Consider the following 13,560-nt stretch of genomic DNA (forward strand, 5'->3'; position numbering starts at 1 on the left):
TCTGATAGTGAGCAAGCTGAAGGCACTTAAAGAGTTTTAGCAAAAAATGCTGGTTGGCCTAGGAAAGGCTGGCCATTCTGACACAATTTGATAAACCAAACTTAATTTTTTGTCATATTCCTTGACATTTGTAGTGGCCATTGGAGGAAAGCTGATTTGTCGTCTACCTGACGCTTCGGGCCACTTTACTTTCAGGGGGCACCGTGGGATATTCAGGGCATTATGCTGTTGTTCGTTTAAGTCTTGGAGCGACGGAAAAATGTTGTTTGAGCCTTATTTTTGGTTGCATGTTGCGGGCTTGGCTTTGCTGCCTTTGATCTGGTCTTTGTTGGCGATCGCCTTGGCGATTGGCATCCCGTTTCCCGTGGCCAATATTGAATTGGGCTTAATTGTGCTTCTGGGGGGAGTCCCGGTGTGGCTCCTGCAAATCCTCCGGCCTTGGCAACCCTTCAGTCTCTTTGTGTTTCAAATTCCGCCAGAACGCCTCGATGAACGGCAACGACAAATTTTACGACTCGTGCAGGGAACTCGGCAGCCGATTTTAAATGTCCTGGGGGCGATCGCCATGGTGATTTTGTTATGGCAGGTGGCCCACTATGCGCCCCTTGCGGTGGGACTGACGGCGGGTCTCCCCCAATGGCATATTCTGGGCTTATTCGCCGCAATCCTGCTGTTCTTCTTGGGGAATATTCTGTTACAAATTCCCTTGACCCTTTTGCCGACACTCTTTATTTCTGAAACAACGGCCCAGGCCATTGATCCCCACCCCACCGTGAGTATCCGGCGCGATTTTGCCTGTTGGGGCTTACCGTTGGGGCAACTGTTTCCCCCGAAACGTGCCTAGGGCGATCTCTACATTTTTTTGAGAATATTCAACAATATTTAACGCTCCTCTGGGGCGAGGGTTCTCACGGTAATCACCTGGGGAGGCGTTGCGTCGGGGGGATAAAAAAAGTCAATTTCGGCGGTGCGACTTGTGCCAGGGGGAATTTCCAGGGTGGCAAGGGGTTCTGAGCGTTGGCCCCGATGTTGTACTAGGTGGACATAGCGGGTAATCTGGCGTCGGTATTCGTTGGGATAGTTGATGCGGACAGTGCCTCGATAGAAAACACGGTTGGGGGGCGATTCAAAAAAGGAAAGGCGATCGCTATGGAGATCATCCTTAATCGGCGTCTGGAAAGTTAAGGATGTCCACTGGTATTCATCGGTGAGATTTTCGAGGGGAAAAGTTAGCTTGTAATGCACCAAATAGTTGCCATGGCCCTGGAGTGCGGTATCAGGGTAACGGGTGAGCATGGGGGCGCTTTGGACTTGGTCGGTGCCAAAGGTGCCAGTGCTGGTGGTGCTAATGGGGAAAGAAATTGCTTCGCCGGGGGCGGGGATTGCTAAACTCTCTGCGTCTGGATCGGTGACGGTGGCTTCCCACTGACTACCGACGGAAATACCTGCAACCCGGCCATAAATGATGCGACCGGGATCTTTACTGGGAACTGGGGGCAAATCCCGGGGTTCTACAAGCTGACCTTGGGTGAGGAGCGATCGCCATTCATTAAGGCTGGGGGGACGAGAGCGGACAGCTTTCCCTTCGACAATACTGCCATTATTGCTAATACTGCTGGTGGTAATTTCTTCACGGACTTCATATTTCGCTAAATTTGCCAAGTAAACACTACCATCCGTTTCTACTTGTAAGTAGGTAGAGCGAGCACCGCTAACCGGGATCGGGAGATTCGCCAAAACCACGGTGCTGTAGGGGGGAATGCGTAGAATCTCTGGGAATTGCGTTTGGCTTTTGCCCCGGAGGGTATCGCTCACCAGTCGGGAGCCTGGGCCGGAATAGACATGACCCTGGGGATCTTCAACGAAGGGCAATAGTTCGCGGAAGGGGGCATCTTTACTATTGAGGTAACTAATGCCTTGGAGAATTTTGAGGGTGCGGGGGCTTCCGGTCGGATTGTTAACCAACAAGCCTTGGTACAGGGTGCGCTGCTCCGTGGCGGGACGGGAAATGTGGTGGGTAAAAATATCAAAGCGTCCTTCGAGGGGGGTTTCGAGGTGGGCGTTCGCCTGGCTTTTTCCTGCTTTTGGGAAGGTCGATAATAAAATGCCTTCCTGGGCAATGACTTCAGGGCTGTTGCTGTTAAAGACCGGAATTTCATTGAGACTCCCCGGCAAAGGGCGCACCTCTTGGGTTTCCGTCACGATGGCCGCCGGCGATCGCCCCACAGAAGACCCCTGATCCTCCCCTGGTTGTGGTACTTGGTGGGGGAGTAACTCTTCCTTCGACCTGTTCTCTTGGGCCACCAATAAGGGGGCAGATTCCTGGGCAATGAGCAAAGAAGCAAACAGGTCAAACATGGACTCTATCAAAAAAAGTAAATTTAGAATAAACCAAAGTGCAGTGGCACTGAATCATTATCGCGGCTCTAAGTTCCCGATGCGCGGTGATCAATCAGTGGTCAAGGGGCACAATTTCAGACAAAACCGTAACTTCTTTGGCATGATGGGCTAGGAATTTTAATTGCTAAACAGTTGCTAAAACTCTCCACTCTAATCAGACTAGACCACAATGTTGAGAATTTTAAGGGTATTTTCACTATTAGATCGCTACATTATGGCGCAACTTGTGGGACCTTTCCTGTTTGGGTTAGGAATTTTCACGAGTTTGGGCCTCACCATCGGCGTTCTCTTTGAGGTAATGCGCAACGTGGTCGCCAATGAAATCACCTGGGCGATCGCCTTCCAAATTCTCGCTCTCCGTCTCCCAGAATTTCTCGTCCTCGGCCTCCCTATGGCAACCCTACTGGGCACCCTCACCGCCTACAGCAGCCTATCTTCCTTTAGTGAAATTATCGCCTTACGGAGTGTTGGTTTGCCCCCCTTGCGGCTGATGTTGCCCGGTCTGCTTTTGGGGTTACTGATTACGGGCATCACCTTTGGCCTCAACGATTGGATTGTCCCCCAGACCACGAAACAGGCCAGCAGCATCGCTAACATTGCTCAGGGCGAAGCAACCATTGACTACCAAGAAAAAAATATTATCTACCCCGAATATCAACGGGTAAAAACGGCCACTGGTAGCCGCGAAATCCTCAAAACCCTCTTTTATGCCGAGACCTTCGATGGCACCCAAATGAACAATCTCACCATCCTCGATCGAGCCGCCGTCGATACCCAAAGAATTATCACGGCTGCCGCTGCCCAGTGGAATGCCAATGAACAGGGTTGGCTGGTGCAGGATGGCAGTATTTATCAAATTGGGGCCAATGGTTCCTTCAGTGACATCGAGCAGTTTGAAACCAACTTTTTAAATCTGTCTGATGCCCCTTTGATCCTCGCCACCCGCTGTCAACGTCCCAGTGAAATGACCCTCCAGGTGATTGATGTTTGTTTAGAAAGCCTCAAGTTAAGTCGCAATGAAAGGCGGATCCGGACGCTCCAGGTGAGAAAACAAGAAAAATTTTCCGTCCCCTTCGTCTGTATTGTTTTTGCGATGGTCGGCTCGGCCATTGGCCTGCGCCCGCAAAACTCAAGCCGAGCGACCAGTGTTGGCCTATCGGTGGCCATCGTTTTTGCCTACTATCTCATTTCTGTGATTTCCAGCTCCATGGGAGTCTGGGGAACGATTACGCCGTTTATGGGGACGTGGTTTCCCAATCTCCTGGGGTTAGTGGCTGCAGGGACAATTCTCTGGCGGACAGGCTAGGCAATATTGTCACAAACAAAAAAGAGGTAGGGGATAAACCTACCTCCAAAACGTTTTACTGAAAAGAATCAGTCTATGACCAGACCCAGGGTTTTAACCTAGTACTGTCTCAGCGGTTTTAACAACGTTGTCCACGGTGAAACCAAATTTCTCCATGACCACACCACCAGGGGCGGAAGCACCGTAGGTGTCAATACCGATGACAGCGCCTTCAAAGCCAACGTACTTGTACCAGCTTATGGTGGCACCAGCCTCCACGGCAACCCGTTTGGTTACAGCTTTCGGCAGGACGGACTCTTGGTAGGCGGCATCTTGCTCTTCAAAGCGTTCCACACAGGGCATGGAAACAACACGGACATTTTTGCCGTTTGCCCGGAGTGCTTTTGCTGCTTCGACACAAAGCTGCACTTCACTCCCTGTACCAATCAAAATCAGATCAGGGGTGCCTTCGCTATCGGAAAGGATGTAGCCACCTTTTTCCGCATTTTCGATGGAACTGCCTTCGAGGTTGGGGAGGCCTTGGCGGGTGAGGGCTAAGAGGGTCGGCGTTGTCGCACTTTCCACAGCAACTTTATAGGCACCGGAGGTTTCGTTGGTATCTGCCGGACGATAAACATAGAGGTTCGGCATCGCCCGCAGCGAAGCAACATGCTCGATCGGTTGGTGGGTGGGGCCGTCTTCTCCAAGGGCAATGGAGTCGTGGGTCATTACCCAAATGACCCGTGCTTCGGACAGGGCCGATAAACGGATGGAATTCCGCATGTAGTCGGAGAACACAAGGAAGGTGGCTCCGTAGGGGATTAAACCTGTACCGTGGAGGGCGATGCCATTACAGATCGCGCCCATGGCGTGTTCCCGGACGCCGAAGTGGACGTTGCGGTTTTCGTAGGCACCTTTTTGGAAATCGCCAGAAACGTGGATTTCTGTCAGGTTAGAGTGAGTCAAGTCCGCGGAACCACCGATCAATTCTGGTAATACCGGGGCGATCGCATTCAGGGTTGCTTCGGAGTGCTTACGGGTCGCAAGACCTTTATCGGCGGGCGTTGCGGTGGGTAAAGCGTCAGCCCAGTTTGCGGGGGGCTTCCCAGAAAGAATCCGCTCTAATTCTGCAGCCTCCTCGGCATATTTTGTTTTGTAGGTGGCCCATACTTGGTCCCACTCTGCTTCGGCGCTGGCACCCCGTTCAACGGCTTTCCGGAAATGGTTGAGGGCATCTTCAGGCACTTCAAAAGGCCCATAGTTCCATTCGAGGGATTTACGGGTCAGTTCAATTTCGTCGGCACCAAGGGCTGCCCCGTGTACCCCAGCGGTATCTGCTTTGTTGGGGGAACCGTAACCAATGGTCGTTGTGATTTTGATCAAAGAGGGCTTGTCAGTCACTGCCTTAGCCGCTTCAATGGCTTTGGCGATCGCCTCAATGTCATTGTTGCCATCTTCGACATGGAGCACGTGCCAACCGTAGGACTCATAGCGCTTACACACATCTTCAGTGAAAGCAATGTCCGTGGAGCCGTCGATGGAAATATGGTTATCGTCGTAGAGGGCAATTAATTTGCCCAGACCCCAGTGACCCGCAATGGATGCCGCTTCCCCGGAGATTCCTTCCATGTTGCAACCATCACCCATAATCACATAGGTGTAATGGTCAAAAATTTTGGCATCGGGCTTGTTGTAGCGGGCTGCGAGGTGTGCTTCCGCGAGGGCGAGGCCGACGGCATTGGCGATCCCTTGGCCGAGGGGGCCAGTCGTAACTTCTACACCAGGGGTCTCGAAGTTTTCAGGGTGACCAGGGGTCTTCGATTTCCATTGACGAAATTGCTTGATGTCTTCGAGGGAAACACTGTCATAGCCAGCCAAGTACATCAAGGCATACTGCAGCATCGAACCGTGACCCGCTGACAAAACAAAGCGATCGCGGTTAACCCATTTCGGATTTTTGGGGTTGAACCGCATAAATTTGTCCCAGAGGGTGTAGGCCATGGGAGCGGCGCCCATCGGTAAACCGGGGTGACCAGATTTTGCCTTCTCGACGCCATCAATTGCTAAAAAGCGAATTGCATTAATACAAAGCTGATCTATAGATTGGGTTGCAACGGTCATAGTGAAAATTTCTGACAGTAAACGACAAATAAAGAAAAACTATAGGGAGTTGTTAGACCATCAAGAAGCGCAAATTGCCCTCCTCAAAATCCCCCCCATCATCCCACTGTTAGGATCACTGGGCAAGAATGATTCTGTCAAATCGCTAACATTTACTCGGACTAAATTTATTCCGGGCGATATTTCTTAAACGCAAGGGTGACGTTATGGCCACCAAAGCCGAAGGAGTTAGAAAGGGCAACTTCAACTAGATGTTCGCGGCTTTCGTTAGGAACGTAGTCCAAATCACAGCCTTCCTGGGGATTTTCGAGGTTGATCGTCGGCGGAACGCGATCATTGGCGATCGCCATCACTGTGGCCACCGCCTCAATGCCCCCAGAGCCACCCAAAAGGTGACCGGTCATAGATTTTGTCGAACTCACTAAAATTTTGTAAGCCTGGTCACCGAGGGCTTTTTTAATGGCTTTCGTTTCTGTGATGTCATTGGCTGGAGTGCTGGTGCCGTGGGCATTCACGTAGTTCACTTGGTTCGGAGCCAAGCCGCCATCCTTGAGCGCCAATTCAATCGCCCGGGTTGCCCCAGCGCCGTCGGGGGTCGGTGCCGTCATGTGGTAAGCATCGCAGGTCATGCCATAACCAACGATTTCCCCGTAGATTTTTGCCCCCCGTGCCAGGGCATGCTCTAGCTCTTCCAGGATTAAAATGCCAGCCCCTTCACCCATCACAAAGCCATCACGATCTTGATCAAAGGGACGACAAGCGTGTTTCGGATCATCATTACGGGTCGATAACGCCCGGGCCGAGGCAAATCCCGCAAAACTGAGGGGGGTTACAGCTGCCTCGGTGCCCCCAGAAATCATCGCTTTCGCGTAACCCTGTTGAACGAGTCGGAAAGCTTCCCCAACCGCATTGGAACCTGCGGCACAGGCCGTCACAGTACAGCTATTGGGGCCTTGGGCACCGGTATGGATCGCCGTCAATCCCGCCGCCATATTAGCAATCATCATCGGAATCATGAAAGGGCTACAGCGGCTGGGGCCTTTCTCCAGGTAAATTTCCTGCTGGTCTTCCATCACCTTAATCCCGCCGACGCCAGTGCCGATCATTACGCCGATATCAGGGGCATTGTCAGCATTGATCTCTAGGCCAGCATCGGCGAGGGCTTGTTTACTGGCAGCCACGGCGAACTGGGAGAACCGATCCATGCGTTTCGCTTCTTTTTTCGGGATGAATGCGAGGGGATCAAAGCCTTTTACTTCACCTGCAATGCGACAGGCATGTTGGGAAGCGTCAAATGCGGTCACGAGGTCAATGCCATTGCGACCGGTCATGAGTCCTTCCCAATACTCCTCTAGGGTATTACCAATCGGGGTGATCGCACCTAAACCGGTGATTACAACGCGATACGGAGATGAGTGTGCCATGGCTGATTTGAGTGGTTTTGCAGTGGGAAAAAAGGCTTGTGCATCCAAAGGAAGCGACAATCAATCATAAAAACTAGCGAGAAAGCCGCGATAACTTTTGGAAGTTCGCAGCTCTGGAAGTTGAGGTTAAACTGACTAGACTAAATGGCTTAGTTGGCGCCAGTTTTTTCAGCGATGATGTTAACTGCTTCTCCCACCGTAGTGATTTTTTCAGCAACATCGTCGGGAATATCGATATCAAATTCTTCTTCGAAGGCCATGACCAGCTCGACTGTGTCGAGGGAGTCTGCATCAAGGTCACTGATGAAGTTTGATTCGGGGCTTACGGAGTCAGCATCGACATCCAGCTGATCAACGATAATATTTTTAATTTTGTCAAAAATTTCCTGGTTCATTGATGATTCCTAAAAATCTACCTGAGCGGTTCCCATACTTTGTTAAAGAATATGAGCGCTCATAAATTTAGCATTTTGTTGTGCTGACTAAAAATAGACTTATTAAATTAACATAAGCTGGAGTTTATTGTATCGGATGCTGGTTCCCTTCCGAGGCGATCGCCGCAAAAATAATTTTTTAGAGATGATTGTCAGGGAGGAAGGCAAGTGGATAAACTGATTGGGGTATTTCAGAGAATATATAAAGCATGTCAGCCATCCGCACGCTACACCAACAACTCATTTCAAAGGAACGTTCTGCTGTCGAAATTTTGACGGAAACGTTTGCCCATATCGAAGCGGTGGAACCCAAGGTTAAAGCGTTTTTGACCCTGACTAAGGAGCAGGCCTTGGCCCAGGCGACACAAGTGGATGCAAAAATTGCAGCGGGGGAAACCATTGGCCTCCTAGAAGGCATTCCCATTGCGATTAAGGACAATCTCTGTACGAAAGGTATTCAGACGACCTGTGCTTCGCGCATCCTCGAAGGCTTTGTGCCGACCTACGAATCTACAGTCACCCAGAAGTTGCAGGAAGCTGGAGCGATCATGGTGGGCAAAACCAATTTGGATGAGTTTGCCATGGGGAGTTCGACGGAAAATTCTGGCTATCAAGTGACGGGCAACCCTTGGGATGTGACGCGGGTACCGGGGGGATCCTCCGGGGGGTCAGCGGCGGCAGTGGCAGCGGGAGAAGCGCCGATCGCCCTGGGTTCAGATACTGGTGGCTCAATTCGACAACCGGCGTCTCTATGCGGGGTTGTGGGCCTTAAACCGACCTACGGCCTGGTGTCTCGTTTTGGCTTGGTGGCCTATGCGTCTTCTCTGGATCAAATTGGCCCCTTTGCGCGGACGGTGGAAGATACAGCAATTCTTTTAGAGGCGATCGCCGGCCACGATCCCAAAGATTCCACCAGTTTAGATGTGGATATTCCCCAATATAGTCAGTTACTCCAGCCGGAACTCCCCAAGGATAAGCCCCTCAAGATTGGCATCATCCAAGAAACTTTTGGGGAAGGGCTCGATCCAGAAGTGGCTGAAGCGGTTCAAAAGGCGATCGCCCAACTCCAAGAGCTTGGTGCCGAAGTCGAAACCATTTCCTGTCCCCGCTTCCGTTACGGCTTACCCGCCTACTACATCATTGCCCCGTCCGAAGCCTCTGCAAATTTGGCCCGTTACGATGCCGTCAAATATGGCACCCGTAATGCTGCAGCCGATAACCTTGTTGATATGTACACCCAAACCCGGGCCGCTGGTTTTGGCCCCGAGGTAAAGCGCCGGATTATGCTCGGCACCTATACCCTCTCCGCTGGTTACTATGATGCCTACTACCTCAAAGCCCAGAAAGTACGCACTTTAATCAAAGAAGACTTCGATCAAGCCTTTGCCAAAGTGGACGTGCTCATTTGTCCCACTTCTCCCAGCACCGCTTTCAAAGCTGGCGAAAAAACCGACGATCCCCTCAGCATGTATCTTTCTGACTTGATGACCATTCCCGTCAATTTGGCCGGTCTGCCCGCCCTGAGTCTGCCCTGTGGTTTTGATGCCCAAGGACTCCCCATCGGGATGCAACTGATCAGCAATGTTCTCCGAGAGGATCTCTTACTTCAAGTAGCCCATGTCTATGAACAGGCAACGGCTTGGCACCAGAAAGAACCCCAACTCTAAAAAACTCTTGCAAGACAAATTCAACTTATAATTCCCCCTCAATCACTGCAGGGGGATTTTTTTATGCCGTAAGTGACATAGCAAAGACCTAATCATCCAGATCGAAAAAAAGCGAACAGATGACCTGTTCGCTAATCAATTAATCAAATATCAGTTGAAGCTATACCTATCTAGCAATAGGCAAGTTGATATAAATTACTTAACGCTTGCTTTTGCACCGGCATCTTCAAGCTGCTTCTTGATGGCTTCAGCATCTTCTTTGCCAGTACCTTCTTTGATGGGCTTGGGCGCAGATTCAACCATTTCTTTGGCTTCCTTAAGACCGAGGCCAGTGATGCCACGAACAACCTTAAGAACAGCGATTTTCTTGTCAGCGGGAACTTCGTCGAGAATAACGTCAAATTCAGTCTTCTCTTCAACTTCCTCAGCAGCAGCAGCACCAGGGGCAGCCATTACCATGCCACCAACGGGAGCAGCAGCGCTAACGCCAAAGGTTTCTTCGATTTGCTTAACTAATTCAGCTGCTTCAAGCAGGGTTAGAGATTGCAACTTCTCCAAAATTTCATCGGTAGTAGCAGACATTTAATCTATCTCCTTAGTGAATAAAAATTACGTTTAGAACAACGAGAAAATTAAGCCGCCATGACATAGATCACGCGACGTTGAGAGTTAGGCTGCTTCTTTTTCGGAAACAGCTTTGATGGCTCTGGCCAAAGAACCCGGTACTTCGTTGATGCCGATGGCGATTTTTGCAGTAACTGCATTGATCGCACCTGCAATCTGACCGTAAAGTTGGTCTTTGGTGGGCAGATCACCGAGGGCTTCGATTTGGTCACTGGTTAAAGCTTGACCTTCCATAACGCCGCCACGAAGTTCGGTTTTCTTCGTTGCTTTGCGGAATTCTTTGTAAGCTTTAACGGCGGAAGCAACATCTTCTCCAGCAATTAAAAATGCGGAGGAATCTTTTAAAAGAGATTGCACGGGTTGCCACGTTTCGTCACCATCAACGGCAATATGCATCAGCGTGTTTTTCGCAATTTTGCAATATGCCCCGGCAGGACGAAGGCGGTTACGTAAATCAGTGATTTCCGCAACGGTTAAACCTTTGTAATCAATCACAAAAGTAAGTTGTGCATCCTTGAGCAGATCCTTGATCTCAGCAACCAATTCTTGCTTATCTGCTAGCGATTTTCCCATTCTGTTCTCACCTCCTTTTTGGGGAAAGGTTATTAAAGTAGGGACAAAAAAATAGACCCCAGCGACAATGCCAGGGTCACGCTCTTCTTCCAAGCAAACTTGGAAAAAAACTTGTTTAGTCTTGTAGCGTTTCACCTCGGCAGGATATTAAGCGATCGCCCCTGCTGTCTCTGGCATGAATACAAATCTATTTAATTGTTTTACCTAAGAGGGCCTAGGCTTTTTCTTCAATGGAAAGATCCCGGAGGGCGTTGATATCCACCTGGATCGAAGGTCCCATGGAAGCAGAGACATAAATGCTCCGCCAGTAACGACCTTTGGCCCCAGAAGGACGATTCCGGTCGATGGTTTCCTGAAGAGCCTTTAAGTTTACCAGAAGATCTTCCGCAGCGAAAGAGGATTTACCAAAAAGCACGTGGACAATCCCTGCACGGTCAGCCCGGAACTCTTGTTTCCCTGCTTTAAAAGCGGCGATCGCTGTAGCGACATCCGTAGTCACAGTGCCACCTTTGGGCGAAGGCATCAAACCACGGGGGCCAAGCTGACGACCCAAACGAGCCACCTTCGGCATCATATCCGGCGTTGCGATCAAGACTTCAAAGTCCATCATGCCCTTCTGGATATCTTCGATGAGTTCCTCAGAACCAACGAGGTCTGCACCGGACTCCTCTGCAACCTTTACCTGTTCACCGCTAGTAATGACGGCGACCCGTACAGACTGGCCAGTACCTTTCGGAAAAGCAACAGTCGTTCTCAACTGCTGATCCGTGTACTTCGGATCAATCCCTAAACGGATGTGGGCCTCAGCCGTTTCATCAAACTTAGCTGTGGCAGTTTCTTTCAAAAGGGTCAAAGCTTCCAGAGGCTCATAGGCTCTATCTTCAACCTTTTCAAGCGCCTCACGAAGCCGACGAGATAATTTTTTTGCCATACTTACTCCTTGGGTACATAACGAGACACACGCCTCTCCCCAAACATAAAGATTAAAAACTTAACTGTTGTATCCAGTTTCCAAGCAGTTACTAATCCGTAACTGTAATGCCCATATTCCGCGCTGTACCGGCAACAATGTTCATTGCTGCTTCGATATCGTTCGCATTCAAATCAGGCATTTTAGTTTGGGCGATTTCCTGGAGTTGTGCCCGGGAGATAGAACCCGCCTTCTGCTTATTAGGCTGGGCAGAACCTTTCTCAACCCCGGCTGCCTTACGAATCAAGACAGAAGCGGGGGGCGTTTTCAGGATAAAGGTGAAACTCCGGTCTTCATATACCGAAATTTCTACAGGAATAATCATGCCTGCCTGGTCAGAAGTCTTTGCGTTGTACTCCTTACAGAAGGCCATGATGTTGACCCCATGCTGACCCAGGGCTGGCCCAACAGGAGGTGCAGGGTTGGCCTTACCCGCAGGCAAGGCTAATTTAATTACCGTAACAACTTTTTTTGCCATCGCTAGCTCTGTTTTTCCACTTGAGTAAATTCAAGTTCTACTGGCGTATCTCGACCAAAGATCGACAATAGAGCTTTCAGTTTGCTGCGCTCAGGGCTGACTTCAATGATCTCGCCTTCAAAATCCTTAAAAGGACCAGAAAGCACAAGAATTTTGTCGCCAATGGCCATATCGACTTTGACAGTCGGTTCAACAACCTGAGCTTGTTTAAAGATGCGCTCTACTTCAGACTTACTGAGAGGCACGGGTTTAACATGGCCCCGTCCCCGACCGTAGCTACGCTTCTGTTCGGCCCCAACAAAATTAATCACATGGGGCGTATTTTTGATAACCTGCCAAGCTTCATCATCTAGGGTCATCTGAATCAAGACATAACCAGGAAAAACCTTTTCTTCTCCATGTTGCCGACTGCCATCCTTACGGATTTTGACGGTTGGGGTTTGGGGAATCTGAACCTGAAAGATCCGATCCGCCACATCGAGAGTATGAATCCGTTGTTCAAGGTTTGCTTTGACTCTTTGTTCGCACCCAGATGCAACTTGGACGGCATACCAACGCGGTTTGGGTCCAGCTTGCGTTCCTGTGTATTCTTCTGAATGTTCCATAGAAAGTTAAAGAGTCTTTTAAAATACAGCACCTGAAACGAAAATGAAGAGATTGTCTACGACGTAGATAACAGTCGCAACAAGAATCACCATCAAAATGACAGCGGCAGATTCACTAATGAGCTGCTGGCGAGAGGGCCAAACAACCTTAGCTAGTTCTTCTTTTGTTTCATTGGCGTATTTCGTAACATCGAAACCTTCGGGCTTATTGGCTTCAGTCTCGACGGTCTTCTTTGTTTTGGCCACAATCAGAAACTCCTCCCAGAGCCACTGCAATACTTCAACTAAAGTTTAATGTAAATTGAAACGCGCCCTGGAGGACTCGAACCCCCGACATCAGGTTTTGGAGACCTGCGTTCTACCAACTGAACTAAGGACGCTTGGGTACTTGCTCTTAACAAGCCTTGGCAATCTTAGCACAGGTGGCAGGCTTTGTGCAAAACATTTTGAGCGAATCAAATGGATTACAAAAAGCCTAGATCGGGCGATCGAAACGTTGCTTGATCCGAGTTGCCTTACCAACGCGATCGCGCAAGTAATACAGTTTAGCCCGGCGGACTTTACCACGACGGATAACTTTGATGTTATCAACGAGGGGAGAGTGCAACAGGAAGACCCGTTCAACACCAATCCCTTGGAAGATTTTACGCACAGTGATGGTTTCGTTAATCCCACCATTGCGCATGGCAATAACGGTACCTTCGTAGGGCTGAACCCGTTCTTTGGTACCTTCCTTGATTTTGACTCCGACTCGAACGGTGTCGCCCACGTGGATGGTCGGGAGATCATCCTTGAGCTGTTCCGCTTCGATGGAGCGAATGATTGCTTCAGCGTTCATGGTTTTTCAAAAAACTCACAATTTATCAGTATATGTACAATACAACTTAAAGTCAAAATAAAACTCAGTTCCCTAAATTTAAAAGCTTAATAACTTCAAAAAAAAGTGAGCCGAAATCGACCCACTCTAAATACTCTTAGT

At 49.7% G+C, this 13,560-nt stretch carries 14 protein-coding genes, 1 tRNA gene and 1 other annotated feature; of the genes, 3 read left to right on the forward strand and 12 right to left on the reverse strand.

Annotated features, from left to right (window positions below):
* The first annotated feature begins 259 nt into the window (after nucleotides 1–259).
* A complete protein-coding gene (locus AWQ23_RS05240) occupies nucleotides 260–844 on the forward strand; it encodes a low-complexity tail membrane protein (RefSeq protein ID WP_012306646.1) in 585 nt (194 codons plus the stop codon).
* 38 nt (nucleotides 845–882) lie between these two features.
* On the opposite strand, the gene AWQ23_RS05245 is transcribed toward AWQ23_RS05240, so the two are convergent.
* Nucleotides 883–2,358, reverse strand: a complete 1,476-nt coding sequence (locus AWQ23_RS05245; protein WP_062433252.1) for a DUF3370 domain-containing protein — start codon at nucleotides 2,356–2,358, stop codon at nucleotides 883–885.
* Between the two features lie 256 nt (nucleotides 2,359–2,614).
* Between AWQ23_RS05245 and AWQ23_RS05250 the strand changes: the two genes are divergently transcribed.
* On the forward strand, nucleotides 2,615–3,706 hold the full coding sequence (locus AWQ23_RS05250; RefSeq protein WP_232308966.1) for an LptF/LptG family permease: 1,092 nt from the start codon (nucleotides 2,615–2,617) through the stop codon (nucleotides 3,704–3,706).
* Between the two features lie 93 nt (nucleotides 3,707–3,799).
* Here AWQ23_RS05250 and tkt read toward each other — a convergent pair whose 3' ends face one another.
* From tkt to acpP, 3 genes are all read right to left on the reverse strand, one after another.
* Nucleotides 3,800–5,806, reverse strand: a complete 2,007-nt coding sequence (tkt, locus tag AWQ23_RS05255; protein ID WP_062433258.1) for a transketolase — start codon at nucleotides 5,804–5,806, stop codon at nucleotides 3,800–3,802.
* Between the two features lie 167 nt (nucleotides 5,807–5,973).
* On the reverse strand, nucleotides 5,974–7,230 hold the full coding sequence (fabF, locus tag AWQ23_RS05260; protein WP_062433261.1) for a beta-ketoacyl-ACP synthase II: 1,257 nt from the start codon (nucleotides 7,228–7,230) through the stop codon (nucleotides 5,974–5,976).
* Between the two features lie 149 nt (nucleotides 7,231–7,379).
* Nucleotides 7,380–7,625, reverse strand: a complete 246-nt coding sequence (acpP, locus tag AWQ23_RS05265) for an acyl carrier protein (protein WP_012306651.1) — start codon at nucleotides 7,623–7,625, stop codon at nucleotides 7,380–7,382.
* Between the two features lie 248 nt (nucleotides 7,626–7,873).
* On the opposite strand from acpP, the gene gatA reads away from it, so the two are divergent.
* Nucleotides 7,874–9,331, forward strand: coding sequence for an Asp-tRNA(Asn)/Glu-tRNA(Gln) amidotransferase subunit GatA (gatA, locus tag AWQ23_RS05270; RefSeq protein ID WP_062433264.1), 1,458 nt, complete (start codon nucleotides 7,874–7,876; stop codon nucleotides 9,329–9,331).
* Between the two features lie 195 nt (nucleotides 9,332–9,526).
* On the opposite strand, the gene rplL is transcribed toward gatA, so the two are convergent.
* From rplL to rplS, 8 genes are all read right to left on the reverse strand, one after another.
* Nucleotides 9,527–9,913 carry a 50S ribosomal protein L7/L12 gene (gene rplL, locus AWQ23_RS05275; protein ID WP_030007220.1) on the reverse strand — a complete coding sequence of 129 codons (387 nt, stop codon included), beginning with the start codon at nucleotides 9,911–9,913 and terminating at the stop codon, nucleotides 9,527–9,529.
* A gap of 87 nt (nucleotides 9,914–10,000) precedes the next feature.
* A complete protein-coding gene (gene rplJ / locus AWQ23_RS05280; RefSeq protein ID WP_012306654.1) occupies nucleotides 10,001–10,528 on the reverse strand; it encodes a 50S ribosomal protein L10 in 528 nt (175 codons plus the stop codon).
* Between the two features lie 39 nt (nucleotides 10,529–10,567).
* Nucleotides 10,568–10,720: a sequence feature (ribosomal protein L10 leader region), on the reverse strand.
* A gap of 22 nt (nucleotides 10,721–10,742) precedes the next feature.
* Complete coding sequence (gene rplA, locus AWQ23_RS05285) at nucleotides 10,743–11,459, reverse strand: 50S ribosomal protein L1 (RefSeq protein WP_030007219.1); 717 nt, start codon at nucleotides 11,457–11,459, stop codon at nucleotides 10,743–10,745.
* Between the two features lie 91 nt (nucleotides 11,460–11,550).
* Nucleotides 11,551–11,976, reverse strand: coding sequence for a 50S ribosomal protein L11 (rplK, locus tag AWQ23_RS05290; RefSeq protein ID WP_012306656.1), 426 nt, complete (start codon nucleotides 11,974–11,976; stop codon nucleotides 11,551–11,553).
* 2 nt (nucleotides 11,977–11,978) lie between these two features.
* On the reverse strand, nucleotides 11,979–12,581 hold the full coding sequence (nusG, locus tag AWQ23_RS05295; RefSeq protein WP_012306657.1) for a transcription termination/antitermination protein NusG: 603 nt from the start codon (nucleotides 12,579–12,581) through the stop codon (nucleotides 11,979–11,981).
* 18 nt (nucleotides 12,582–12,599) lie between these two features.
* Nucleotides 12,600–12,827: a preprotein translocase subunit SecE gene (secE, locus tag AWQ23_RS05300; protein WP_012306658.1), complete on the reverse strand. Its 228-nt coding sequence runs from the start codon at nucleotides 12,825–12,827 to the stop codon at nucleotides 12,600–12,602.
* Nucleotides 12,828–12,888: 61 nt separating this feature from the next.
* Nucleotides 12,889–12,961 (reverse strand) — tRNA-Trp (locus AWQ23_RS05305).
* Between the two features lie 95 nt (nucleotides 12,962–13,056).
* The gene (rplS, locus tag AWQ23_RS05310; protein WP_012306659.1) at nucleotides 13,057–13,419 is read right to left on the reverse strand and encodes a 50S ribosomal protein L19; all 363 of its coding nucleotides are present in this window, start codon (nucleotides 13,417–13,419) and stop codon (nucleotides 13,057–13,059) included.
* Nucleotides 13,420–13,560: the final 141 nt, after the last annotated feature.

The organism is Picosynechococcus sp. PCC 73109 (genome assembly GCF_001521855.1).
GTDB lineage: Bacteria > Cyanobacteriota > Cyanobacteriia > Cyanobacteriales > MRBY01 > MRBY01.

Excerpts from the sequence above, each read along its gene's own strand:
- AWQ23_RS05240 (WP_012306646.1), top strand. The coding sequence starts at position 260 with ATGTTGTTTGAGCCTTATTTTTGGTTGCATGTTGCGGGCTTGGCTTTG.
- AWQ23_RS05245 (WP_062433252.1), bottom strand. The coding sequence starts at position 2,358 with ATGTTTGACCTGTTTGCTTCTTTGCTCATTGCCCAGGAATCTGCCCCC.
- AWQ23_RS05250 (WP_232308966.1), top strand. The coding sequence starts at position 2,615 with ATGGCGCAACTTGTGGGACCTTTCCTGTTTGGGTTAGGAATTTTCACG.
- tkt (WP_062433258.1), bottom strand. The coding sequence starts at position 5,806 with ATGACCGTTGCAACCCAATCTATAGATCAGCTTTGTATTAATGCAATT.
- fabF (WP_062433261.1), bottom strand. The coding sequence starts at position 7,230 with ATGGCACACTCATCTCCGTATCGCGTTGTAATCACCGGTTTAGGTGCG.
- acpP (WP_012306651.1), bottom strand. The coding sequence starts at position 7,625 with ATGAACCAGGAAATTTTTGACAAAATTAAAAATATTATCGTTGATCAG.
- gatA (WP_062433264.1), top strand. The coding sequence starts at position 7,874 with ATGTCAGCCATCCGCACGCTACACCAACAACTCATTTCAAAGGAACGT.
- rplL (WP_030007220.1), bottom strand. The coding sequence starts at position 9,913 with ATGTCTGCTACTACCGATGAAATTTTGGAGAAGTTGCAATCTCTAACC.
- rplJ (WP_012306654.1), bottom strand. The coding sequence starts at position 10,528 with ATGGGAAAATCGCTAGCAGATAAGCAAGAATTGGTTGCTGAGATCAAG.
- rplA (WP_030007219.1), bottom strand. The coding sequence starts at position 11,459 with ATGGCAAAAAAATTATCTCGTCGGCTTCGTGAGGCGCTTGAAAAGGTT.
- rplK (WP_012306656.1), bottom strand. The coding sequence starts at position 11,976 with ATGGCAAAAAAAGTTGTTACGGTAATTAAATTAGCCTTGCCTGCGGGT.
- nusG (WP_012306657.1), bottom strand. The coding sequence starts at position 12,581 with ATGGAACATTCAGAAGAATACACAGGAACGCAAGCTGGACCCAAACCG.
- rplS (WP_012306659.1), bottom strand. The coding sequence starts at position 13,419 with ATGAACGCTGAAGCAATCATTCGCTCCATCGAAGCGGAACAGCTCAAG.